The organism is Methylobacterium sp. 17Sr1-1, assembly GCF_003173775.1.
GTDB lineage: Bacteria > Pseudomonadota > Alphaproteobacteria > Rhizobiales > Beijerinckiaceae > Methylobacterium.
The window spans coordinates 5,727,833-5,749,916 of record NZ_CP029552.1 but is presented as its reverse complement, the minus strand read 5'-3'; the positions used below and the strand labels follow the sequence as shown (position 1 = coordinate 5,749,916).

At 72.0% G+C, this 22,084-nt stretch carries 21 protein-coding genes; 10 read left to right on the top strand and 11 right to left on the bottom strand.

What is annotated here, in order from left to right; translation table 11 throughout:
• Positions 1 to 128: 128 nt before the first annotated feature.
• A complete protein-coding gene (locus DK412_RS26200; RefSeq protein ID WP_109974360.1) occupies positions 129 to 1,067 on the bottom strand; it encodes a DMT family transporter in 939 nt (312 codons plus the stop codon).
• Positions 1,068 to 1,218: 151 nt separating this feature from the next.
• On the opposite strand from DK412_RS26200, the gene DK412_RS26195 reads away from it, so the two are divergent.
• The 5 genes from DK412_RS26195 to DK412_RS26175 all read left to right on the top strand — a co-directional run bounded on the left by DK412_RS26195 (position 1,219) and on the right by DK412_RS26175 (position 5,700).
• Positions 1,219 to 1,980 carry an N-formylglutamate amidohydrolase gene (locus tag DK412_RS26195; protein ID WP_109974359.1) on the top strand — a complete coding sequence of 254 codons (762 nt, stop codon included), beginning with the start codon at positions 1,219 to 1,221 and terminating at the stop codon, positions 1,978 to 1,980.
• A 73-nt stretch (positions 1,981 to 2,053) separates the two neighbouring features.
• Positions 2,054 to 2,359: a DUF1244 domain-containing protein gene (locus DK412_RS26190; RefSeq protein ID WP_109974358.1), complete on the top strand. Its 306-nt coding sequence runs from the start codon at positions 2,054 to 2,056 to the stop codon at positions 2,357 to 2,359.
• A gap of 276 nt (positions 2,360 to 2,635) precedes the next feature.
• Complete coding sequence (locus DK412_RS26185) at positions 2,636 to 2,893, top strand: DUF2312 domain-containing protein (RefSeq protein WP_236012505.1); 258 nt, start codon at positions 2,636 to 2,638, stop codon at positions 2,891 to 2,893.
• A 405-nt stretch (positions 2,894 to 3,298) separates the two neighbouring features.
• Complete coding sequence (locus DK412_RS26180) at positions 3,299 to 4,537, top strand: DUF3095 domain-containing protein (RefSeq protein WP_109974357.1); 1,239 nt, start codon at positions 3,299 to 3,301, stop codon at positions 4,535 to 4,537.
• 137 nt (positions 4,538 to 4,674) lie between these two features.
• Positions 4,675 to 5,700 carry a hypothetical protein gene (locus tag DK412_RS26175; protein WP_109974356.1) on the top strand — a complete coding sequence of 342 codons (1,026 nt, stop codon included), beginning with the start codon at positions 4,675 to 4,677 and terminating at the stop codon, positions 5,698 to 5,700.
• A gap of 66 nt (positions 5,701 to 5,766) precedes the next feature.
• Here DK412_RS26175 and DK412_RS26170 read toward each other — a convergent pair whose 3' ends face one another.
• Positions 5,767 to 6,789: a YncE family protein gene (locus tag DK412_RS26170; RefSeq protein ID WP_109974355.1), complete on the bottom strand. Its 1,023-nt coding sequence runs from the start codon at positions 6,787 to 6,789 to the stop codon at positions 5,767 to 5,769.
• 176 nt (positions 6,790 to 6,965) lie between these two features.
• On the opposite strand from DK412_RS26170, the gene DK412_RS26165 reads away from it, so the two are divergent.
• A complete protein-coding gene (locus DK412_RS26165) occupies positions 6,966 to 8,252 on the top strand; it encodes a porin (RefSeq protein WP_109974354.1) in 1,287 nt (428 codons plus the stop codon).
• A gap of 81 nt (positions 8,253 to 8,333) precedes the next feature.
• Here the strand turns inward: DK412_RS26165 and DK412_RS26160 are convergent, their stop codons facing one another.
• Together DK412_RS26160 and DK412_RS26155 are read right to left on the bottom strand one after the other, a co-directional pair.
• On the bottom strand, positions 8,334 to 9,329 hold the full coding sequence (locus DK412_RS26160; protein WP_109974353.1) for a hypothetical protein: 996 nt from the start codon (positions 9,327 to 9,329) through the stop codon (positions 8,334 to 8,336).
• A 32-nt stretch (positions 9,330 to 9,361) separates the two neighbouring features.
• Positions 9,362 to 10,606: a murein L,D-transpeptidase family protein gene (locus DK412_RS26155; protein WP_245447294.1), complete on the bottom strand. Its 1,245-nt coding sequence runs from the start codon at positions 10,604 to 10,606 to the stop codon at positions 9,362 to 9,364.
• A 251-nt stretch (positions 10,607 to 10,857) separates the two neighbouring features.
• On the opposite strand from DK412_RS26155, the gene DK412_RS26150 reads away from it, so the two are divergent.
• The 3 genes from DK412_RS26150 to DK412_RS26140 all read left to right on the top strand — a co-directional run bounded on the left by DK412_RS26150 (position 10,858) and on the right by DK412_RS26140 (position 12,125).
• Positions 10,858 to 11,172 carry a hypothetical protein gene (locus DK412_RS26150; protein WP_109974352.1) on the top strand — a complete coding sequence of 105 codons (315 nt, stop codon included), beginning with the start codon at positions 10,858 to 10,860 and terminating at the stop codon, positions 11,170 to 11,172.
• 36 nt (positions 11,173 to 11,208) lie between these two features.
• A complete protein-coding gene (gene speG / locus DK412_RS26145; RefSeq protein ID WP_109974351.1) occupies positions 11,209 to 11,763 on the top strand; it encodes a spermidine N1-acetyltransferase in 555 nt (184 codons plus the stop codon).
• A 116-nt stretch (positions 11,764 to 11,879) separates the two neighbouring features.
• Entirely contained in the window at positions 11,880 to 12,125 is a 246-nt protein-coding gene (locus DK412_RS26140) for a hypothetical protein (RefSeq protein ID WP_109975504.1), read from the top strand.
• 9 nt (positions 12,126 to 12,134) lie between these two features.
• Here DK412_RS26140 and DK412_RS26135 read toward each other — a convergent pair whose 3' ends face one another.
• The 4 genes from DK412_RS26135 to DK412_RS26120 all read right to left on the bottom strand — a co-directional run bounded on the left by DK412_RS26135 (position 12,135) and on the right by DK412_RS26120 (position 17,384).
• A complete protein-coding gene (locus DK412_RS26135) occupies positions 12,135 to 14,507 on the bottom strand; it encodes a PAS domain-containing hybrid sensor histidine kinase/response regulator (RefSeq protein WP_109974350.1) in 2,373 nt (790 codons plus the stop codon).
• A gap of 165 nt (positions 14,508 to 14,672) precedes the next feature.
• Entirely contained in the window at positions 14,673 to 15,443 is a 771-nt protein-coding gene (locus DK412_RS26130; RefSeq protein ID WP_093565320.1) for an NAD kinase, read from the bottom strand.
• A 287-nt stretch (positions 15,444 to 15,730) separates the two neighbouring features.
• The gene (locus DK412_RS26125) at positions 15,731 to 16,396 is read right to left on the bottom strand and encodes a hypothetical protein (protein WP_109975503.1); all 666 of its coding nucleotides are present in this window, start codon (positions 16,394 to 16,396) and stop codon (positions 15,731 to 15,733) included.
• 19 nt (positions 16,397 to 16,415) lie between these two features.
• Positions 16,416 to 17,384 carry an MBL fold metallo-hydrolase gene (locus tag DK412_RS26120; protein ID WP_109974349.1) on the bottom strand — a complete coding sequence of 323 codons (969 nt, stop codon included), beginning with the start codon at positions 17,382 to 17,384 and terminating at the stop codon, positions 16,416 to 16,418.
• 146 nt (positions 17,385 to 17,530) lie between these two features.
• Between DK412_RS26120 and ggt the strand changes: the two genes are divergently transcribed.
• Complete coding sequence (gene ggt, locus DK412_RS26115) at positions 17,531 to 19,285, top strand: gamma-glutamyltransferase (RefSeq protein WP_109974348.1); 1,755 nt, start codon at positions 17,531 to 17,533, stop codon at positions 19,283 to 19,285.
• Between the two features lie 174 nt (positions 19,286 to 19,459).
• On the opposite strand, the gene DK412_RS26110 is transcribed toward ggt, so the two are convergent.
• From DK412_RS26110 to DK412_RS26100, 3 genes are read right to left on the bottom strand one after another with little or no spacing between them, the layout of a single operon-like run.
• Entirely contained in the window at positions 19,460 to 20,476 is a 1,017-nt protein-coding gene (locus DK412_RS26110; RefSeq protein ID WP_109974347.1) for a biotin-dependent carboxyltransferase family protein, read from the bottom strand.
• Entirely contained in the window at positions 20,473 to 21,219 is a 747-nt protein-coding gene (locus DK412_RS26105; RefSeq protein ID WP_109974346.1) for an allophanate hydrolase subunit 1, read from the bottom strand. The genes DK412_RS26110 and DK412_RS26105 overlap by 4 nt, the downstream gene beginning before the upstream one ends.
• 2 nt (positions 21,220 to 21,221) lie before the next feature.
• On the bottom strand, positions 21,222 to 22,037 hold the full coding sequence (locus DK412_RS26100) for a putative hydro-lyase (RefSeq protein WP_109974345.1): 816 nt from the start codon (positions 22,035 to 22,037) through the stop codon (positions 21,222 to 21,224).
• Positions 22,038 to 22,084: the final 47 nt, after the last annotated feature.

Here is a 22,084-nt window from a genome sequence, read left to right as displayed (position 1 = left end):
AGATGGGTCAACGGCCTCGCCGATCTCGGGCCTGCCCGAGATCGAAATTGATGCGTCAGCATCCCAGGCCGTTGGTATGACTGTGATCTCGGTTCGGGCCGGCTTCGTGCCGGCCTCGTTCTCATCTGTCAGAGCTCGGCCGTTCGGGAGGAACGCCGGGGCCGCGCGACCGCGATACCGGCCAGGATCAGGCCGCCGCCGAGCACCTGGAGCGGCCCGAGGGCCTCCCCGAGGAGGATCCAGGCCAGGATCGCGGCGGCCACGGCCTCCAGAAAAATCACCAGGGAGGAGAAGCCGGCCGGCAGGCGCCCGAGCGCCACCGCGAGCAGGCCCTGGCCGCCGGCATGGCTGACGAGGGCCAGCGCCAGGAGCCCGAAGGCGGCGCTCACCGAGTGCGGCAGCATCGGCCGGGTCTCGAGCACCGCGACCGCGCCGAGCAGCACCAGGGCGGTGATGCACGAGGCGACGAAGGTGACGCGGGCGGCGCCCAGGCCGCGGGCCCGGGCGCGCTCCACGGTGAGGAAGTAGAGGGAAAAGAAGATCGCGGTGATCACCCCGTCCCGGTCGCCGGCCAGCCGCGCGGGATCGACCTGGACCGACTGCCCGACCAGGCTGGCGCCGCCGAGAAGGCAGACGAGGAGGCCGACGAGCGTGCGCCCGGCCGGCCGGCGGCGCAGGCCGATCCAGGCGAACAGAACCACGAAGACCGGCGCGGTGGTGGCGAAGAAGGTGGCGTTGGCGACCGTGGTGCCCAGGATGGCGAGGTGCCAGAACAGGAGGTCGCCCGAGAAGACGAGGCCGGCCAGCAGCACCGAGGGCGTGAGGGCGCGACGCAGATGCGGCGCCCGCGCCTCCTCCCACCGCATCCAGCCGTAGAGCGCCGGCAGCGCCAGGGCGACGCGCCAGAACGCGCTGGCGAAGGGCCCGATCTCGGGGCTGACGAACCGCACCAGGACCGGCGACAGCCCCATCGCCAGCGCGCCCGCGACGAGGGCGGCGATCGCCGGGCCGAGATCGGCCGCGGGGCCGGCGGAGGCGGCGAGGCCGGGCAGGGGGGTGCGGGACATCGAGGGGCCTTCTCGGGCGGCGCGCTTCCGGTGCGGGGGAGTTCCGACCCCCCACTATGGCAAGTCGCGCCCCGCGTCACCGTGCGGAGCGGATGGAGCCGGCCCCGCCATTTGGGTATGGGAGAGGGACCCGACGCGACCGCGATCCCCGATGACAGCCCCTGCCACGCCCCCTCCGCCCCAGCCCGTCGAGACGATCCCCGGCGATCCGGCCTGCGGCCTCCTCCTCCTGTGCGACCACGCCTCGAACGCGGTGCCGCCGGACCTCGCCGATCTCGGCGTCGCGCGGCCGCATTTCGAGCGGCACATCGCCTACGACATCGGGGCGGCGGCGGTGACGCGCTCGCTCGCCCGCCGCCTGGGGGCGCCGGCGCTCCTCACGACCTTCTCGCGGCTCATCATCGATCCCAATCGCGGCCGCACCGATCCGACCCTGGTGATGCGCCTCTCCGACGGGGCGATCGTGCCGGGCAACGCGCGGATCGGGCCGGCGGGGGTCGCGGAGCGGCTGGCGCGCTTCTACGATCCCTACGACCGGGCGATCGATGCGGCGGTGGGCGCCGCGATGGAGGCGGGCGCGCCGCCCGCCATCGTCACCGTGCACAGCTTCACCCCGGCCTGGCGCGGGGTGGCGCGGCCCTGGCACGTCGGCATCCTGTGGGACCGGGACGACCGTCTCGCCGGCCCGCTGATCGCGGGGTTGCGGGCGGATCCGGCCGGGTTCACCGTCGGCGACAACCAGCCCTATGGCGGCGGCCTGCCGGGGGACACGATCGACCGCCACGCCCTGGCGCGGGGGCTGCCCAACGCCCTGATCGAGATCCGCCAGGACCTGATCGGCGACGAGGCCGGGGCGGAGGACTGGGCCGCGCGCTTCGCCGCCCTGCTGGGGCCGTTGGTCGCCCGCGCTTGACCGGGCGGGCGCCCGCCCCGACTTCCTGCTTGGGTTGCGACTTCCCGCTTGGATAGGACGTGAGGAATTTCCGATGGACGGCATCGACGAGACCACCCGCACCGAGCTCGAGGCCGCGGTCTTCCGCCGCCTGGTGTCGCACCTCCAGGGGCGCACCGACGTGCAGAACATCGACCTGATGAACCTCGCGGGATTCTGCCGCAACTGCCTGTCGAACTGGCTCAAGGATGCGGCCGACGCGCGCGGCTTAGGCCTCACCAAGGACCAGAGCCGCGAGCACGTCTACGGCATGCCCTACGACGAGTGGAAGGCGCGCCACCAGAACGAGGCGAGCCCCGAGCAGGCGGCGGCCTTCGCGGCGCGGGCGGAGAAGCACTGAGGATCCGCCCGCGCGGGTGCAGGCGGAGAAGCACTGAGGATCCGCCCGCACCGGTGCGGGCGGAGAAGCACTGAAGGCGACGACACACCGACGGGATCGGCGCGCCCCGGATCCGGACGCGCAAGAACTCGGTAAGGTTGCGCATCTATCAAGATCCGGGAGGGCGCGCCGCGAAGGCCGCCATCCGTCAGTGGGTTGGGGTGCCTGATGGCCGCGTCCGCCCGCGGCGGCATGACCAACCCATCGGACAGGAGACCGTGAATGAACGCGCACAGCATGCCGGACGCCGACGTCGCCTCGTCGGGCGTCGCCGCCGAGGAGCTCAAGCAGTTCATCGAGCGCATCGAGCGCCTGGAGGAGGAGAAGGCCGGCCTCCAGGGCGACATCAAGGACGTGATGCTGGAGCTCAAGGGCCGCGGCTTCGACGTCAAGGCGGTGCGCACCATCCTGCGCCTGCGCAAGAAGGACCATTCGGAGCGCCAGGAGGAAGAGGCGATCCTGGAGCTGTACATGCAGGCGCTGGGGATGGCGTAGGGCTATTCCGTTTCGTCTTACCGAACAAAAATGTAACGCGGGATCCGCTCTCCAGGCGATACCAGGCATGCCTGGTATCGCTGCAAGGTGTGGGAGAGGGGTAGGGGCGATCGAAGATCGCGTGAGGGTGGCGCACTTCAGTGTAAATCTCAGAGCGTAGTGCTGGCAGCTCGACCCTTCTTGCCTTATTCCGAAGCCGAGCCACCCTCACCCCTAACCCCTCTCCCACACCTTGCAGCGATACCAGGTAAGCCTGGTATCGCCTGGAGAGGGGAATGCGCTCTGTTCTTTCTCTGCACCACCCAGAGCGACCGGGAAGCGGAAATCCGCGCGTCCCCCGCCGCCTAACTCCGCCACGCCCGCCCTCCGAGGAACCGGCGCCGCATCGCCGAACGTTTGGGACGGATGGAGACGATCACCCCCTCGGAGCCCACCGGCTTCCGCTACGCCGACCTCACCCCGGCGACCGACTTCCTCAGCATCCTCGACGACGCGTCCTACCGCCCCGTCCCGGAAGGCTGGTGGGTGGCGGTCACCGACGTGGTCGATTCGACCGGGGCCATCGCGGCGGGGCGCTACCGGGCGGTGAACTTCGTCGGCGCGGCGGTGATCGCGGCCCTGCGCAACGCGCTCGGGCGGCGCGAAGTGCCGTTCGTGTTCGGGGGCGACGGGGCGAGCGTGCTGGTCGCGCCCGACGAGGAAGAGGCGGCGCGCGCCGCGCTGGCCGCCACGGCGGCGTGGTCGCGGGACGCGATGGGGCTGTCCCTGCGCGCCGCCCTGGTGCCGGTGGCGGCGATCCGCGCGGCCGGCCACGCGGTCGAGGTGGCGCGCTACGCGCCCTCGCCGGACGTCGCCTACGCGATGTTCATGGGCGGCGGCCTCGCCTTCGCCGAGCGCGCGCTCAAGCAGGGGCTCTACGCCGTCGCGGCGGCGCCTGCGGGCACGGTGCCAGACCTCACTGGGCTGACCTGCCGGTTCGAGCCGGCGAAAGCCCGCCACGGCCTGATTCTGTCGATCCTGGTGGTCGCCGCCGAGGGGGCGGACCGGATTGCGGCGCGGGCGGCGATCGCCGACGTGGTGCGGCTGGCCGCCGAGGCGCCGGCCCGCGGCCATCCCCTGCCGCCCGGCGCGCCCGCCTTGCGCTGGCCGCCGGCCGGCTTCGCCCACGAGGTGCGGGCACGCGGCCCCCTGTGGGGCTCCCTGTCCTTGCGCCACCTCCACCTCCTCGGGGCGACACTCGTCGCGCACCTGATCTTCCGCTTCGGGCTCGGGCTCGGCGGGTTCTCGGCCCCGCGCTACCTCGACGAGCTGGTGGCGAACGCCGATTTCCGGAAATACGACGACGGCCTGCGCATGACCGTCGATTGCGGGCTCGACCTCGCGGCGCGGATCGAGGCGCGGCTGGAGGCCGCCGAGGCCGCGGGGCTGGTGCGATTCGGCCTGCACCGCCAGGCCGCGGCGCTCACCACCTGTATCACCCCGGTGGCGGCCTTGCGCGACCACGTCCACTTCGTCGACGGCGAGGACGGGGGCTATGCCCGCGCCGCCCAGGCGCTGAAGGCCAAGGACTGGAAGGCGAACGATGCGGCAGGCCGGGCGACCGGCGCGAATCCGGGCACCGAATCGGCCCGCGCGCCGGTTTGAGGCGGGAGCGTGGCCCGGAAGGGCGCGGGCTGGCGATCGGTCGCAGCCCACCCTTGCGTCAAGAGAAGGGACTTGGTGACCAGACTCACCGTATATCCCGCCTTTCCGAATCGAACTGGAACAGAGCCCCCTTGGAAATGAACGACGCGGTGTGGACGGCTGAGGCGACCGAGAAGGCGGTCGCGCTGTGGATCGATGGACGTGACCCGGCGGAGATCGCCGGCGTGATCGGCACGACGGTCGCCGATGTGATCGGCCGCGTGGCGCAGGCCGCCCTGGCGCGGCAGCAGGCCAAGGCCGCGGAGAAGGCAGCGGCCGCGAAGCCGGCGGCCCCGGCCGCCCCCGCCAGGGTCGAGCCGGTCGCCCGGATCGAGCCCGTGAAGGCGGAGCCGGCGCAGGCCGTCGCCAGGGCCGAGCCCCCGAAGGCCGAGGCTCCCAAGGCTGCTCCCAGGATCCTGCCTTCCCGGATCCTGACCGCGGACGCCGCCCCGGTCGCCGCCAAGCCCGCCCCGGTCAAGGCGGCGGCTCCGGCGAAGCCCGCGCCCGGCAAGCCCGAGGCCGCGCCGGTCGCCAAGCCGGCACCCGAGAAGCCGGCTGCCAAGCCGGTGGTCGCACCGCCGGCCCCCCGCGTCGAGGCGCCGGTGATGAGCGCGCGCGCCCTCGAGGAGGCCACCCGGGCGTTCCTCGCCGCCAACATGGCGCCGTCCCGCAAGGCCGCGCCCGCCGCGAAGGCGGCCCCGGCGGCCCGGCCGGCGGCGGTGGCCCAGCCCGCGGCGCCGCGGGCGCCGGCCCCGCAGGGCGGCGAGGCGCCCGCCCGTCCGGTCGCGCCGAGCGTCCAGGCGGTGCGTGAGACGGCGCCCGAATTCGCCCCGGCGCCGGCGATGACCGCCCCCCTGCTGGCCGAGCCGGCCGAGGGCGGCAGCATCGTCGCCCTGCCGATGTCCCGCCGGGTCCCGGCGGTCGCGGCCGATGGCGGCGACGGGGTGCTGTTCCTCAAGGCCGGCCTGCTCGACTGCACCTTCCCGCTCTGGTCCGACGGCGACGGCACCGCGATCGAGTCGAAGCGCGTCTGCGGCTGCCGGGTGCTCACCGGCAAGCGCTGGTGCCGCACCCACTACGCCACGGTGTTCGAGCCGCCGAAGCGGCCGATGCGGGCGGCCTGACACGGGTTCCGGACGGATCGTCCGGAACCCGCATGATGCCGACCGGGGGCCGAACGGCCCCCGGGCCTATCCAGGCAGAACCACCATCACGTCCGGCTCGCGCCCGGTGGCGAGAGTGCCCTGGACGCGCCGCCCCTCGAGGTCGACGACTGCGATCCGGTCGTCCTCCAGGGCCGCGAAGGCGAGCGGGCTCGACGGGTGGCGGGCGAGCGCCACCGGCGCGGCGCCGAGCGGCACGACCGCCACCTCCTTGAGCGCGGAATCGAGGAGCGACAGGCTCCTCTCGGCGTAGTTCGCCAGGATGAGGTCGCCCTCCGGCCCGCAATCGACCCGCACCACGTCGCCCCGGGTCGGCAGCGTGCGGGTCACCGTCATCGCCTCGGTGGCGAGCGCGGTCAGCGTCGCGCTGCGGCGGTTGGCGACGTAGAGCGTGGATTCGTCGGGGGAGAGCGCGTTGCCCTCCGGCCACAGCCCGGTCGCGGCGAGGCGCGGCGCCTCGGCCGGCGCGAAGGGCCGGACCCGGCTCACGGTGTTCGACAGGATGTTGGCGATGTAGGCCGTCTCGCCGTCCCGCGACAGGGAGAAGAGGTGGCCCTTGAGGCCGCCGGTCGCCACCGCCCGGTCCGGCCGCTCGGCCCGGTCCGGCGCGTCGAAGCCCAGCAGCACGTCGCGGTCCTCGCTCAGCACGAACAGCCGGTCCTTCGCGTCGAGGCGCAGGCCGTGCAGGCGCCGGAACGGCGCGCATGCGATGGTGCGGGCGAGGCTCCGGGTGGCGAGATCGACGACGTAGACTGCATCGCCCCCGGGCCCCGGCGTGGTCGAGGACTTGGCGCCGTAGAGGGCGGCGTAGGCGCGGGCCCCGGCCCGGTCGACGGCGAATTCGTGCGGGTACTCTCCCGGCAGCTCGACCCGGCCGGTGCGCCGGCCGCTGGCGAGCTCGTAGAAGCTCAAGGCGTGGTCGCCCTTCTCCATCACCAGGAGGGTGTCGGAGCGGCCGGCCTGCCCGCTCTGGGCTCGGGCCGCGCCCGTCGTCAGCGCGAGGGCGGCGAGGCCGGACAGGCAGGTGCGGCGGTCGATGGCGGGGGGCATGCAAGGTCCTCGGTCGTCCCCGACACAACCCGGAGGTGACGCAGCGGTTCGCTTCGCCCATCAAGCGTAGCAGGGATGCCACACCCGCCGACGAACAGGGCCGGAGGCATCGTTGGTCGCAGCGCCGTCATGGAATAACGGGCAGCGTTCCGCGCAATTGCTGCGAGGATCCGGACATGTCGCACCGCACCTGCACGCCTTCGCGCCCGTCCTGGCCGCTCGCCGTCCTCCTGCTCGCCTCCGCGACCCTGCCCGCCGCCGCCGTCGAGGGAATGCCGGGCCCGTTCGGCGAGCGCCTGACCATCGACGACAAGGGCATCACCCTCAAATTCCCCGACGACGCCGCGACCCTGCGGATCGGCGGGCGCCTGCAGCTCGATTTCGGCACCGGGCGGGTGCAGCAGCGCGGCTTCGGCACGGTGTTCGACACGCCGATCGCCGTGCGCCGTTCCTGGATCGAGAGCTACCTGACGCTCGGCAAGGAGCTGGAGCTCGCCTTCCAGTACGATTTCGCCGAGCCGAACCGGCCGATCAACGACGCGGTCGTCGCCTACAAGGGCTTCAAGGACGTCATCGTGGCGATCGGCAACATGAAGGAGCCGTTCAGCCTCAACCAGCTGATCTCCGACAACAACACCCTGTTCACCGAGCGCTCGCTCGCCGACGCCTTCGCGCCGGCGCGCAATTTCGGCCTCGCCATCGGCACCCACGGCGACCAATGGACCGCGGTGACGAGCGTGTTCGGCGGCAACATCAACAACGCCGCCATCGGCGACCAGGGCATCGCCTCGACCACCCGGGTCACCTACGCGCCGTGGCTCAGCAAGGACGGGTACGAGGTCCTGCATTTCGGGCTCGCCGGCAGCTACCGCTCGCTGCCGAACGACGGCAGCCCGCTCACCCTGTCGAGCCGCTCCGAGGCATTCCTGTTCGCGCGGCAATTCGTGAGTACCGGCAGCATCCGCGACGCGTCGAGCATCGGCCGCGTCGGGCTCGAGGCCGCCTGGCAGACCGGGCCGTTCCGGCTCCAGGCCGAGTACATCCTGACCGAGGTCGGCCGCTTCGGCGGCGCGCCGTCCTTCACCTTCCAGGGCGGCTACATCCAGGCCGGCCTGCTCCTCAACAGCAAGGGCCGGCGCTACACGCTCGCGCCGCGCTACGCCACGGAGTACGCGGTGTTCGGCGGCGTGGAGGTCGCGGAGGCACAGCGCGTCAGCCGCGGCGGCACCGGCGTGTTCGAGCTCGGCCTGCGCTACAGCGCCATCGACCTCGACGACCGCACCATCCGCGGCGGCATCGAGCAGGACTTCACCGCCGGCATCAACTGGTACCCGGACCGCAACATCCGCTTCGTGTTCGACTACGTCCGCTCCCACACCTCGCCCTCGCCGGCGAGCCTGAACTTCAACCGGCGGACGGTCGATGCGGACGTATTTATTGGACGGGCGCAGCTGTATTGGTAGGGAACAGGCTCCCTGTTCCCTAGACGGCCTGGCCCCCGGCGCGTCCATGCGCAGGCGGACGCCGCAACCCCATGCGCCCGCTCAACCGTCTCGGGAATTCGCACGCGGCGCCAAAAGCCGTCGTGCTCGTTGCCGGGCCTGCCGATCTGACTTGGTCACACGGTCGAGCGCGGGCACGAAGCAACCGGTACCAGGGGCGTCCGTGACGGATGAGGCGTAGGGCGCGGCGAGCGGCCGGAACCGCAGGTCCGTGAAGTCGGCAAGCAGGTGCGACCGCACGACGACGTCGCTCCCGCCGCGACTGGCGGCCAGATCGTCGGCCATGCAGCGAAGCAGGGTCCCGCCGCGGGCGAGGAGTAGGTCGCCGGTCACGTCGAAGCCCGCCCACCCCACGCCGGGCAGCGCTGCCCGGCGGTCACCCTGTATCAGCTCGATGCGCCGCTCCCCACGCCAGGGCCGATGGGGGTCGTCCGCTTCCCACCAGGCGCGGAGAGCGAGCCCCGATGGTCCGTCGCAGGTGGAGGCCCATGGCGCGGACGGCGTCCCCGAGCCATCGACCATGCGCCATTCATGTGGAAGCCGGCTCGTTGCGCGTGCGAACCGCTCATCGGTCGCTGGGCCGGGTGGAAGGAGGGTGAAGCCCTCGGGCAGAGCGAAGCCGGGAGCGAGCGGAGCGGGTGACGAGCCATGCGCGAGGGCGAAGGTCCGCTCAGACAGGAACGCACCGCCACCACCCCACGTGTCGCCCTTGGGCCAAAGTGCGAGTGCCGTGAAGTACGGCGGCCGCGAGAGCGCCGTCCAGGTGCGAAAGGGAGGCCGGAACGAGCCCATGAAGGTCAGCAGATGCTCACCGTCGGGCGCGAGGGCGGAGCGTTCTGGGTAGACGCGGCCGTTGAACCATTGCCCGACCTCGAACGTGTCGGTCGCCCGGTCCCAGCGGATCAGGCAGGTCTGCTTGGACGGGCCACGTCGATAGATGACAGCGCAGCGCGAACGCGCGGCGAGGAGGATGTCGAGCGTACAGGTCCTGCGAGCAGCGCCTCCTTCCACGGCTCCCTCATCCTGCGCGTCCGTCACCGGCCCGGGACCAGAACCTCGCACCAGCCGAACTACGGCAACGCCGCGAATTTCGCCGTCAGGAACCGCGGCCGCGCCGGCTCGGGCGAGGCTGCGAGGGTGAGCCGCGACGGCTCCTCCGCCAGGCGCAGGCGCGAGAACGGCGACGGCTCGGTCTCGATCACCGGCAGCGGCGCGAAGGCCGCCGCGACCTGGATCGGGTGGAGCGGGGCGGGAGGGCGCCTGCGGGCCGGGATCACCACCACCTCGCGCCCGGCCATCGCCAGGGCCTCGGGCCGGCTGACGTCGCCGAGCCCGGCCGGGACGATGAAGGCCGAGAAGGGGCTCGCCGCCGGTGCCCCTTCCGGGGCGTAGGCGGTGGCGTTCGTCACGGGAGCCGTGGCGCCGGTGACGGCGGCGGCATTGAAGGCCGAGGCGCGCTTGAGCAATGCGGTGAAGCTCGGGTGCTGGCCGCCATCGGCGTAGGTGGTGCGCACCGCCTCCACCCCGCCCTCGACCAGGGCCTGGATGCGCGCCTCCTCCTCGGTGCGCCGCGCCGCCGCCAGGGCCTCGACCGCCGGATCGGGATAGGGCGAGAAGACGTAAGCCCCGCCCTGGACGCCGACCAGCGGCTCGCGGCCCGTCGCCTCGAACCGGTCCGAGCCCTCCTTGAGCTGGCGCCAGAAAGCGATGTGCCGGTCGGTGCGGTGGCGCGCCATCGCCCGGGCGGTCATCCGGAACGGAAAGGCCTGGAACTGGAACGCCGCCTGGCCGCCGGCGAGCGCATCGCGCACCAGCGCGTAGATCTCGCCGACCTGCCGGTCGGTCATGGCGAAGCAGCCGGCCGACGAGCAGGTGCCGTGCACCATCAGGGCCGAGCCGGTGCCGCCATGGGCCCGGTCGTAGGCGTTGGGATAGCCGACGTCGAAGGAGAGGAAATAGGCCGAGTTCGGGTTCAGCTGTCGCGCGGCGACCGAATAGAACCCCTCCGGCGCCTGCCGGTCGCCGGCCCGGGTCTTGGGACCGAGCTGGCCCGACCAGCGGCAGATCGGGAAGGTCTTGAGGTGGACGAAGCGACCATCCGCCGCCCGCTTCCACACCTCGATCTCGGATTCCTGCTTGTAGGCCCGCAGCAGCACCGGCGCCGAGGGCGCCATCCCGCGCGAGGCCATCAGGGCGACCGTCGCGGCCGGCACCGGGGCGAGGTGCTTGGGGAGCGCGTGAGCGGGGAGGGCGCCCGCGAGGAGCGTCGCCGAGAGGCCGGCCACGCCCAGGATCGTCCGTCCCCGCAAGGCCATCCCCGTCGCTCCCCCCCGCACGCCCACACGATGCCTGGCACGGCAATGTGGCGGTTTTCGCACTAAGAAACCGCCACCATCGCGAGCCTGCCGCGAAAGACTGTCCCAATGGCATCAATCCTGGGAATTTTTTCGCTGTGGACGTCCTCGCCCGCCGGCATTCTCAAGATTTCGTTAATCTCTTGTTCGCTCCTGGTGCGCAGCATCGGCCGTCACGCCCCGCGACGGGGCCCGGATGGACGGAGGCTGCCATGCCCGAGACCGGACGACGCTGGCTGCGGCTGGTGGAGGAGGATGCGCCCGGGGACGACGCGGACGGGCCGCTGCCAGGGGAGGCCGGCCGCCGGCGCCTCGCCGCCCTGCGGGGTCAGCTGCGCAACCAGCTCGCGGCCCTGCGGGAGAACCCGGTCTCCGCCGAGGCGCGGGCGACCCCGGAGGGCGCCGAGGCGGCAGCCTCCCTCGACCGGCTGATCGTCGAGGTCACGCGCCTGGCGGAGGGCTGGGATCGCCTCGCGGCGGCCGTCGCCGCCCTGTCGGCGGGTGACGCAGGAGCGCCGGAGGAGTAGGATCGGAACTCTCAGACCGGCACCTTTCGAACGACCATGGGCCCGACCATCAAGCTGCGACCGCTGGAGCGCGAGGATCTGCTCTTCGTGCACCAGTTGAACAACAACGACAGTATCATGCGCTATTGGTTCGAGGAGGCCTACGAGTCCTTCGCCGAGCTGGCGCAGCTCTACGAGCGCAACATCCACAACCAGACCGAGCGGCGCTTCATCATCGCCACCCCGGAGAACGAGCGCGCCGGCCTGGTCGAGCTGGTGGAGATCAACCACCTGCACCGCTCCTGCGAGTTCCAGATCGCGATCCACCCGTCCTTCCAGGGCCGGGGCTACGCCCTGGGGGCGACCCGGATCGCGATGGACTACGCCTTCAAGGTGCTCAACATCCACAAGCTCTACCTGCACGTCGACAAGGACAACCGCCGCGCCATCGGCATCTACGAGGCCTGCGGCTTCCAGACCGAGGGCATCCTGCGCGACGAGTTCTTCGTCAACGGCAAGTACCGCGACGCGGTGCGGATGTGCATGTTCCAGCCGGCCTACCTCGCCCGGCGCGGCGGCGGCGACGTCAACGAGCCGGTGCTGAAGACCTGAAGAATGGGGGTCCAGCGCCGTTCGCGACGGGCGGCCCCATTCGCGACGCGCAACCTCTGGCGCTCGCCGGTCCGGCTCCCCTATTGAGGGGGCCGACCGGAGCCCCCAGACCCTTGCTGCGCGAAACCTACCACATCGAGATCATCGGCCCCGAGGACGCGCCGGTCCAGCGCGCCTCGATCCGCACCGCGGGCCTCGACGCCGCCCGCGAGCGGGCCCTGCGCCTGTTTCGCCGCGCCCGGGTGCCGCAGCGCTCGGGGCCCGCGGCCGAGGCGGTGCGCATCGTCGACGGCGCCGGCACCGAGGTCTTTCGCTGGAGCGTGTGGGACGAGGGGACAGGGCCGGGGCGCCCACGAGGATAGACGCGATCCTCACCCCCCCTCCGGCCCCGTCCGTGCCGCCAGCTCGTCGATCAGCCCCTGCAGCGAGGCCGGCACCGCGTCGTTGACCCGGTCGGCGTACATGTTGCGCAAGAGGCGGCCGATCTCGTTCAGCGACACGCTGCCCTTGACGATCACCCGCTCCGTGTCGCGGCCCAGCCGCTCCTTCTCGGCCGGGGTGATGTCCTTGGCGGTGAGCACCACCACCGGCACCTCGGTGCCGTCGGGCCGGGCGCGCAACTGCGTCAGGAAGGCGAAGCCGTCCATCACCGGCATCATCAGGTCGAGGAGGATCAGGGAGGGCCGGCCCTCGTCGAGGCGCTGGAGGCCGACGGCGCCGTTCTCGGCCTCGCGCACGGTCCAGCCGTCCCGGGACAGGCTGCGGCGCAGGCGCTCGCGGGCATCCGCGTCGTCGTCGACGAGCAGCACCGTGCCGGGGGAATCGGCCGGACGGTAGCGCTCCATCAGGCCCTTGAGGTGGTCCCAGTCGATCGGCTTGACGAGGTAGTCGGTGGCCCCGAGCGCCCGGCCGAGGCCCTGCTCGGCGACCACCGAGGTCATGATCACCGGGGTCGCGGCGAGGTCCGCGTCGCTGCGGATGGCGTGCAGCACCGACCAGCCGTCCATTCGCGGCATCTCGATGTCGAGGAGGATCGCCCGCGGCTTGAGCGCCCGGGCGAGCGCCAGGCCCGCCCTGCCGTCGCTCGCCGTGCGGACGCGAAACCCCTCGCGCTCGAGGAAGCGGGAGAGCAGGTCCCGCGCCGCGGGGTCGTCGTCGACGAGGAGCACCACGTCGTGGCGCGCGGCCTCCGCCTTCGCCTCATCAAGCGCCCGAACCTCCTCCGGCGTCGGCTCGTCGTCCTGCGCCGTCAGCACAGCCGGCAGCCGGATGGTGAAGGTCGCACCCTCGCCGTAGGTCGAGGTCACGGCGATGTCGCCACCCATGCGCCGGCAGAAGGCGCGGGTGATGGCGAGGCCCAGGCCCGTGCCGCCGAATTGCCGGGTGGTCGATTCGTCGGCCTGGGCGAAGCGCTCGAATAGGCGGCCGCACTGCTCCTCGGTGAGCCCGATGCCGGTATCGGTCACCGCGAAGGTCAGCCACTCCGCCCCGTCCTCCTCGTCGCGCCGGGCCGAGAGGGTGATGGTGCCGGCCTCCGTGAACTTCGCGGCGTTGCCCAGCAGATTGACCAGGCACTGGCGCACCTTGCCCTGGTCCTGGCGCATGGCGCCGATCCCGTCGGGGATGTCGAGGACCAGGCGGTTGCGCTTCTTCCCCACCAGCGACTCGGTCGCCGCCACCACGTCGCCGACCATCTCGCGGACGGAAAAATCCTCCGCCGCCACCGTCATGCGGCCGGCCTCGATCTTCGAGATGTCGAGGACGTCGTTGATGAGGCCGAGGAGATGGCGCGCGGAGGCCTCGATCTTGCGCAGGTCCGGCAGCAACTCGGCCTGGCCCAGATCCTCCAGCTCCTCCGCCAGCATCTCCGAGTAGCCGATCACCGCCGAGAGCGGGGTGCGCAGCTCGTGGCTCATGTTGGCGATGAACTGGCTCTTGGCGCGGTTGGCGGCTTCCGCGGCGTGGCGGGCGCGGTCGATCTCGGCCTCGGCCTCCTTGCGGGCGGTGATGTCGACATGCATGCCGACCCACTCGCGCACGCCTCCGTCCTCGGCGATGACCGGGGCGGCCCGCACCTCCATGTGGCGCCAGGCGCCGTCGCGCCGGCGCATCCGGTACTCGATCTCGAAGGGCGTGCGCGCCTCGACGGCGCGGGCCCAGGCATCGACGGCCTTGGCCCGGTCGTCCGGATGCACCGCCTCGACCCAGCCCCAGCCCTGGCACTCCTCGTCGCTCTGGCCGGTATAGGCGGTCCAGCGCCACTGCCCAATCGAGAGCTCGCCGTTGGCATCCGCCGACCAGATGATCGCCGCGGCGCTGTCGACGAGGGCGCGGAAGCGGTCCTGGGCGTGGCGCAGGCGCTCCTCGGTGGCGCGCCGCCGGGTGATGTCGGTGTTGGTGCCGTACCAGCGCACGATCCGCCCGGAGGCATCGCGCCACGGCTGGGCCCGGGACAGGAACCAGCGGAAGACCCCGTCGGCGCCTTTGAGCGGAAACGTGTCCTCCCACGGCTCGCCGGTGGCGAAGGCGCGGCGGAAGCGCGTCTCGACCCGCTCGAGATGGTCCGGGTGGTGGACGGCGCGCCAGCCCCAGCCCTGCATCGAGTCGAGGGTGGTGCCGGTGTAATCGTACCAGCGCTGATTGTACCAGACGATGGCGCCGTCGGCCTCGGCGATCCAGGCGAGCTGGGGCAGCGACTCGGCGAGGTTGCGGTAATCGTCCTCCCGCAGGGCGCCCCCGCTCATCGGGAGAAGGCCCGGCAGATGGGCTGGGGCAGGCGGTCGGGCATCCGGGCGCTCCGTCACGGGGCGTCACGGCCGGCCCCGATGACGGATCTATGCGCGGGTGAGCCGGCTTCCAGTGCGCCGCCTTGCCGTAGGGTCTTGCCGCAGGGTCTGGCGGCGCGACTCTCAGCCGAACTGCTCGCGCAGGATGCGCTCGTCCATGCCCTGGCCGGGATCGTGCAGCATCACGAGGTCGGTCGAGCGGTCGAGCTGGGTCTCGACCCGGGCGACGCGGCGGAACTCGGTGTGGTCGGCCACCGCGGCGACGGGCCGGTATTCCGGGTCCTTCACCTCGATGCGGATGCGGACGTGGTTGGGCAGGAGCACGCTGCCCTGGCGCCGGGGCCGGAAGGCCGAGATCGGGGTGAGCGCGATGAGCTGGGACGAGATCGGCAGGATCGGCCCGCCGACCGAGAGGTTGTAGGCGGTGGAGCCCACCGGGGTCGCCGCCAGCACCCCGTCGGCGATCAGCTCGGGCAGGCGGACCTGGCCGTCGATCGAGATTTTCAGCTTGGCGGTCTGGTGGGTCTGGCGCAGCATGTAGACCTCGTTGACCGCCCGCGCCGTATGGGTGAGGCCGCCGACATCGGTGGCGATCATCAGGAGCGGGTGGACGATGCTGCGCTGGGCCACCTCCAGCCGCTCGATCAGGTCGTCGAGGTGGAACTCGTTCATCAGGAAGCCGACGGTGCCGCGGTTCATGCCGTAGATCGGCTTGCCCGTGCCCATGAAGCGGTGCAGCGCCTGCAGCATCAGCCCGTCGCCGCCCAGACCCACCACCACGTCCGCCTCCTCGGGCGGCACGTGGTCGTAGCGCTGCATCAGGAGCTCGGCCGCCTCGCGGGCGTCGGGCGTCGGGCTCGCGATGAAGGCGATCTGGTTGAAGCGCCGCGCCATGAGGGGTGTCCCGACCACCTTGAGAGACGGTCCCGCCCGGCGCCTCCCGTGACGCGAACGGCCGCCGGGCCGTCGCCGGCCGCGTCGGGAGAGGCATAGCACGCGGGGCCGGCGTCTCGTCTACACCGCCCGGATGCCGGGCGCTGCGGTCCGGGTCAGCCTGGGGCGGCGAGGCTGACGAGCGCGTCGGCGAGGACGAGGGCGGCGCTGGTCCCCTTGGGCACCTGGTCCCGCGCGTGGCGCGCGCAGGTCGCGCCGCCGGACCGGTCAGACCAGGCCTAATCGGCTCACCAGAGCGAGAACTCGGTGGCGAAATCCGTCGTCCGGAGCCGGGCGCAGGCCTCGTCCCGGCACTCGCCCAGGGGTCGCAGCGCGAGGCGCCCCGACGCCGCGGTCTCGAAGCGCAACCGCACTGGCGGGTCGTCCGCCTTGGTATAGACGAGGCTGACCTCGAACCGGACGAAGTCGTAGGCCTTGGCGTCGGCGTAGAAGATCGAGTCCCGCGAGACCGCCTCGCCGGGATTGAGATCGGAGGGCTCGGCCCCGTCGGTCGCCCCGGCGAAGAGCTTGCCCTGGCGCAGGATCACCGTGCCGGGCTCGTCGAGGTCGTAGCCGCGCGCGAAGGCCGTGCCGCCGGCCCGTTCGGGCGCAGCGGCGTCCGGCCCGAACCGCGCCCGGATGCCGCTGACGGTGTAGGCGAGGCCCAACACCCGCACGCCCGCCTCGCCGACGTTGCGGCGGGTCACGGTCGAGCGGATGGCGACGTGGCCGTCGCGCTCGCCGGCCTTAGCGAGCGCGGTCGTCACCGACACCGCCGGCGGCGCCAGCCCCGGCTTGATGCGCGCCTCGTACACGAACGTGTAGACGCCCCAGGCCCCGGCGCCGAGAAGCGCCAGGGTCTGCACCAGCGTATTGACCCGGTCGAGGTCGAGGCGGCGGGCGGGACCGGTCATGCCGGAGGTCAAGCCCCGCTCAGGCGAGGTCCAGTCCCCATTGCAGCGGCACGAACTCGTAAGATCCGCCGGAGCGGGCGATGTGCCCCGCGGCCGGGAAGGGGGCGTGGTAGAACGCCACCGGCAGCCGCTCGTCGGCGGCAAGCGCCAGCATCCGGTGGCGGGTGGCGCGGGCCTGGTCGGCATCCATGTCGAACAGGGCCGACCAGTCGGGGTGGCGCACGAACAGGGCCGGGTGGTTGGTGATGTCGGAGGCGATCAGCAGCCGCTTAGCCCCGGATTCGAGCCGGAACGAGGTGTGGCCCGGCGTGTGGCCGGGCGTGCCGAGGGCGGTGAGACCCGGCAGCACCTCCTTGTCCCAGGCGTAGCGCTCGACCTTGAGGCCGCTCCCGAAGGTCTTCTGCACGGCGCCGACATTGGCCTTCAGGGCCTCGGGCGGATTCGCCAAGCGGCCGTCCTCCGTCCAGAAGCGCCACTCGGTCTCCGGCACCAGCACCTGTGCGTTCGGGAAGGTGGCGGAGCCGTCCTTCCGCTTGAGGCCGAGGATGTGGTCGGGATGGAAGTGGCTGATCACCACCGTGTCGATCGTGCCGGGATCGATCCCGGCGAGCGCCAAGCCGCGCAACGTCCCGCCGGTGCCGGGCGGGCCCTGATCGGCGAAGCCCGCATCGACCAGCACCCGCTTGCCCCCGAGGGTGAGGAGGAGCGGCGTGAAGGTGATCGGCAGGGTCTCGGTCGGCAGGAAGGCCTGGGCGAGGGCCGCCTGCACCTCGGGGAGCGGGGCGTTGCGCACGAAGCCCGCGTCGAGGGGGCGCTTCACCCCGCCCTCGTGCAGGGCCGTCACCGTCGCCTCGCCGATGCCGTAGCGGTAGACCCCCGGCAGGTCGCCGGCGGGGGCGGAGCCGCCGCCGGCGAGGCCGGGCGCGCTGGCGAGGATCGGGCCGGCGAGGACGCCTCCGGCCATGAGGGTGCGACGGTTCATCGACATGGAAGGCCTCCCTGAGCGTCTGCCCTCGCAGCTAGAGCGCGGCGGGCAGGGGGATAGGGTCTCACACGCATCAATCACGCGCGATAGGGCGGCGCGCCGCCGTCGTGTACCGTGGCGGCGATTCACCACCACGGCAGGGACGCCTCATGGGCCACAGGATCACTTCGCGCCACAGGATCACTTCGGTCGGCATCGGACTTCTCGCCGCTCTCTTCGTCGTGGCGGTGCCGCCGGAGGCCGCGCACGCCGCCTCGCGGGCGCCGGTCGCGGCCGAGCACGGCATGGTGGTGACGGCGCAGCACTATGCGACGCAGGTCGGCGTGGATGTGCTGAAGCGGGGCGGCAACGCCATCGATGCGGCGGTCGCGGTCGGCTACGCCCTGGCGGTGGTCTATCCGGCGGCCGGCAATCTCGGCGGCGGCGGTTTCATGACGATCCAGCGCGCCGACGGCAGCCGGACCTTCCTGGATTTCCGCGAGAAGGCGCCGCTCGCCGCCTCCCGCGACATGTTCCTGGGCAAGGACGGCAACGTCGTCAAGGGCTTGAGCACCAAGAGCTTCCTGGCGGTGGGCGTGCCCGGCACCGTGGCGGGCCTCGAGGACGCGCTGGCGAAGTACGGCACGCGGCCCCGCGCCGAGCTGATCGCCCCGGCGATCAGGCTGGCGGAGGAGGGCTTCACCCTCGACCAGGGCGACGTCGACATGATGGCGACCGCCACGGAGGATTTCGGCAAGGATCCGGCCTCGGCCCGGATCTTCCTCAACCAGGGGCAGCCCTACCGCGTGGGCGACCGGCTCGTGCAGAAGGACCTCGCCGGGACGCTGCGGACGATCGCCGAGCGGGGCAAGGACGGGTTCTACAAGGGCGCGGTCGCCGACGCGCTGACGGCGTCGAGCCGCAAGCATGACGGGCTCATCGTCCAGGCCGACCTCGACCGCTACGCCACCCGCGAGTTGCCGCCGATCGAGTGCGACTATCGCGGCTACCGGGTGATCTCGGCCCCGCCGCCCAGCTCCGGCGGGGTGGTGATCTGCGAGATGCTGAACATCCTCGAGGGCTACGACCTCGCCAAGCTCGGCTGGGGCTCGGCGCAAGCCGTCCATTACGAGATCGAGGCGATGCGCCACGCCTATCTCGACCGCAACGCCTATCTGGGCGATCCCGACTTCGTGACGAACCCGGTCGCGCGGCTGACCGACAAGGCCTATGCGGACAAGATCCGGGCGGCGATCGACCCGAAGAAGGCCGGCATCTCTGCCGAGCTGAAGCCCGGCTCAGCCCCGCACGAGGGCAGCAACACCACCCACTACTCGATCGTCGACAGTCAGGGCAACGCCGTCTCGGTGACCTACACCCTCAACGACTGGTTCGGCGTGCGGATCACCGCCGAGGGGACGGGCGTGCTCCTCAACAACGAGATGGACGACTTCACCGCCAAGGTCGGCGTGCCGAACATCTACGGCCTGCTCCAGGGCGAGGCCAACGCGGTGGCACCCGGCAAGACCCCGTTGAGTTCGATGAGCCCGACCATCGTCACGAAGGACGGCAAGCCCGTCCTGGTGACGGGCACGCCCGGCGGCAGCCGGATCATCACGGTGGTGTTGCACAGCATCCTCAACGTGATCGATTACGGCATGAACATCCAGGAGGCCACCGACGCGCCGCGCCTGCACAACCAGTGGATGCCCGACGTGACCAATGTCGAGCGCTTCGCCCTGTCGCCGGACACCCGCGCGATCCTGGAGGGGATGGGCCACAGGTTCGGTCAGGCCCAGCCGGCCAACCACCTCGCGGCGATCCTGATCGGCGCGCCGACGCTCGGCGGCCAGCCGGTGGGGGCGTTCCGGTACTACGGGGCCAACGATCCGCGGCGGAATACCGGGAGCGCGCAGGGGTATTGAACCAGGGAGTGAGACGGTTTCCGCTCAATCTACTCCAATGCAAGCATAGCGCGGGATCCCCTCTCCCACACCTTGCAGCGATACCGGGCAAGGATCTCTGGCAAGCCCGGTATCGCCTGGAGAGGGGAGACGCGCTCACCTTGCTTCGGAACAGATCAGACGGAGACGGAGCGACTACGCGAACCCGTCCACGACGCCGCCGACCAGGTTGAGGCCGAGCAGGAATTCCGCTCCGAAATCCGTGCGCACCACCGGCTCGCGCGCCACGTCGCCGCGCAGGGCTTCCGTTTCCGCACGCCGCGCGGCGACCGCATCGGCGACCGAGACCGCGCCGAAGACGATCTGCGAATTGCCCTGGAGCTGGGCGAGGCGCCCGAGATCGGGGCCGATCACCGTGGCGATCTTCGGGTAGCCGCCGGTCGATTGGCGGTCGGCCATCAGGATGATCGGCAGGCCGTTGCCCGGCACCTGGATCGCCCCCTTGGCGACGCCGTCGGACACGATGTCGTGGCCCTTCGCATGCGTGAGCGGCGTCCCGTCGAGGAAGCAGGCCATGCGGTCGCCCCGGGGCGAGACGGTCCATGACCGTGTCAGGAAGGCGGCGATCTGGTCGGGCGAGAAGTAATCGTCCTGCGGGCCGAGGATGACGCGGATCCGCGACGCGTCCCGGGCGAGCCATGGCGCGAGCAGGCGCTCGGGCGCCCTGCCGCCCGACCGGGCTCCGGCGACGGGCAGGCGGTCGCCGGCCTGGAGCCCGCGCCCGTCGAGGCCCCCGAGGGCGGAGCGGGTATGGGTCGCCGTCGAGCCGAGGACCGGCGCCACGTCGAGGCGGCCCGCCACGGCGAGGTAGCCCCAGGCGCCCACCTTGCCGGCCCGGACGGTCAGGGTCTGCCCCGGCTCCAGGGTCAGGGCGCAGGAGGTGGGCAGCGCCTCGCCGTCGAGGGCGGAGCGGAACCCGGCCGAGACCACGGCGAGGCTCAGCGGCCCGCCGGAGGCGCCGACGGTCAGGCCGCCCGTCGAGATCTCGATCGCCGTGGCGTCGAGGGGATTGCCGACCGCCCGGTTGGCGGTGGCGAACATCAGCGGGTCCATCGCGCCCGCGGGCGTGATGCCGAACCGGAGGTAGCCGTGCCGGCCGCCGTCCTGAAGGGTCACTCCCGGCCCGGCGGCCTCGATCGTCAGCACGCTCATCGTGACGCCTCCTCGCGCCGTGCCACCCGCTCCCCGGCCGCCTCCCGGGCGGCGAGACCGGCATAGGCCGCGGCGTCGATCGCCTCGAAGCGGATCTCGTCACCCGGCCGCACGAAGAAGCTCTCCGCCCGTTCGGGCGCGTAGAGCTTGGACGGCGTGGCGCCGAGCACGTACCAGCCGGTCGGCATCGGCACGGTCGCCACGGCCGCGAGGCCGCCGCCGACCATCACGGCGTTGGTCGGGTGGGGCGGGCGCGGGCTCGGGCGCCGCTTGACCGCCAGCGGCTCCGGCAGGCCACCGAGATAGGCGAAACCCGGCGCGAAGCCGTACATGTAGACCCGGTAGGTCCCCCCCTGATGCAGGGCGGCGACCTGCGCGGGCGTGCGCCCGATCAGCTCGGCGACGGCCGCCAGGTCCTCGCCGTGGGGCGCGTCGTAGCAGCAGGGCAGGATCCAGCGGGCCGGAGCGGCGGCCCGCCGAATGGTCCCGCCGGTCAGGCCGCGGACATGCCCCGCCAGGGTCTCCCGGTCGAGCACCAGCGGGTCGTAGTGGATCATCAGCGAGCGGTAGGTCGGAACCGTCTCCAGGATGCCCGGCAGGTTTTGGGCGGCCAGGGCGTCCTCCAGGGCGAGGACCCGGTCGCTGATCGCCGGATCGACGGTCGTGCCGAATTCAGCGACGAGCGCGGCCTCGCCGGCATCGAGGAGACGGGGCGTGTCGTTGTGATGTGGCGTTTCGGTCATCGTCAGTCCGTCGCGAAGTCCGTGTTGAGACGATCCGTGACGAGCATGCAGCCGGGCGCGTGGGTGATGGCGAAGTCGGGACGCGCCGCGGCGATCACGGAGTGCGGGGTGACGCCGCAGGCCCAGAAGACCGAGATCTCGTCCGGGCCGACAGGCACCGGATCGCCGTCATCGACGCGCTGCAGGTCCTCGATGCCGATCAGGTCCGGCCGCGCGAGATGCACGGGGGCGCCGTGGACCCGAGGGTAGCGTCCCGTGACCTGGACCGCCTCGATGGCCTGGGCGGGGGTCAGGGGCCGCATCGACACCACCATCGGCCCGGCGAACGGCCCGGCCGGCGCGCACGCGATGCTGGTGCGATACATCGCGACGTGCGTGCCGCGCTCGACGTGGCGCAGCGGCAGGCCGGCCTCCAGCATCGCCGCCTCGAACGAGAACGAGCAGCCGATCACGAAGGCCACGAGATCGTCGCGCCAGATGGAGGTCGCGTCCGGCCGCTCGTCGACCAGCTCCCCGCCGCGCCAGACGCGGTACATCGGGATGTCGGTCGCGACGTCGAGATCGAGGCCGAGCTCCGGGATGTCGCGGCGGCCCGGCCTGGACTCGCCGATGATCGGGCAGGATTTCGGGTTGCGCTCGGCGTACAGGCGGAAATCGTCGGCGATCCGCTCGGGAAAGACCGCGAGATTGCCCTGCACGTAGCCGTCGGCCATCCCGGCCGTGCATCCGGCGATCGCGCCGCTGCGGCAGGCGAGGCGCACCTTCGTGCCTGTGGCGGATGCCCGATCGACGGTGCCGGGTTCCGGGTGAGGGGTCATCGCACGCTTGTCTCGCTCAAAATTTCGGCAAGCCTACCCTTTGGGCA

Excerpts from the sequence above, each read along its gene's own strand:
- DK412_RS26200 (WP_109974360.1), bottom strand. The coding sequence starts at position 1,067 with ATGTCCCGCACCCCCCTGCCCGGCCTCGCCGCCTCCGCCGGCCCCGCG.
- DK412_RS26195 (WP_109974359.1), top strand. The coding sequence starts at position 1,219 with ATGACAGCCCCTGCCACGCCCCCTCCGCCCCAGCCCGTCGAGACGATC.
- DK412_RS26190 (WP_109974358.1), top strand. The coding sequence starts at position 2,054 with ATGGACGGCATCGACGAGACCACCCGCACCGAGCTCGAGGCCGCGGTC.
- DK412_RS26185 (WP_236012505.1), top strand. The coding sequence starts at position 2,636 with ATGCCGGACGCCGACGTCGCCTCGTCGGGCGTCGCCGCCGAGGAGCTC.
- DK412_RS26180 (WP_109974357.1), top strand. The coding sequence starts at position 3,299 with ATGGAGACGATCACCCCCTCGGAGCCCACCGGCTTCCGCTACGCCGAC.
- DK412_RS26175 (WP_109974356.1), top strand. The coding sequence starts at position 4,675 with ATGAACGACGCGGTGTGGACGGCTGAGGCGACCGAGAAGGCGGTCGCG.
- DK412_RS26170 (WP_109974355.1), bottom strand. The coding sequence starts at position 6,789 with ATGCCCCCCGCCATCGACCGCCGCACCTGCCTGTCCGGCCTCGCCGCC.
- DK412_RS26165 (WP_109974354.1), top strand. The coding sequence starts at position 6,966 with ATGTCGCACCGCACCTGCACGCCTTCGCGCCCGTCCTGGCCGCTCGCC.
- DK412_RS26155 (WP_245447294.1), bottom strand. The coding sequence starts at position 10,606 with ATGGCCTTGCGGGGACGGACGATCCTGGGCGTGGCCGGCCTCTCGGCG.
- DK412_RS26150 (WP_109974352.1), top strand. The coding sequence starts at position 10,858 with ATGCCCGAGACCGGACGACGCTGGCTGCGGCTGGTGGAGGAGGATGCG.
- speG (WP_109974351.1), top strand. The coding sequence starts at position 11,209 with ATGGGCCCGACCATCAAGCTGCGACCGCTGGAGCGCGAGGATCTGCTC.
- DK412_RS26135 (WP_109974350.1), bottom strand. The coding sequence starts at position 14,507 with ATGAGCGGGGGCGCCCTGCGGGAGGACGATTACCGCAACCTCGCCGAG.
- DK412_RS26130 (WP_093565320.1), bottom strand. The coding sequence starts at position 15,443 with ATGGCGCGGCGCTTCAACCAGATCGCCTTCATCGCGAGCCCGACGCCC.
- DK412_RS26125 (WP_109975503.1), bottom strand. The coding sequence starts at position 16,396 with ATGACCGGTCCCGCCCGCCGCCTCGACCTCGACCGGGTCAATACGCTG.
- DK412_RS26120 (WP_109974349.1), bottom strand. The coding sequence starts at position 17,384 with ATGTCGATGAACCGTCGCACCCTCATGGCCGGAGGCGTCCTCGCCGGC.
- ggt (WP_109974348.1), top strand. The coding sequence starts at position 17,531 with ATGGGCCACAGGATCACTTCGCGCCACAGGATCACTTCGGTCGGCATC.
- DK412_RS26110 (WP_109974347.1), bottom strand. The coding sequence starts at position 20,476 with ATGAGCGTGCTGACGATCGAGGCCGCCGGGCCGGGAGTGACCCTTCAG.
- DK412_RS26105 (WP_109974346.1), bottom strand. The coding sequence starts at position 21,219 with ATGACCGAAACGCCACATCACAACGACACGCCCCGTCTCCTCGATGCC.
- DK412_RS26100 (WP_109974345.1), bottom strand. The coding sequence starts at position 22,037 with ATGACCCCTCACCCGGAACCCGGCACCGTCGATCGGGCATCCGCCACA.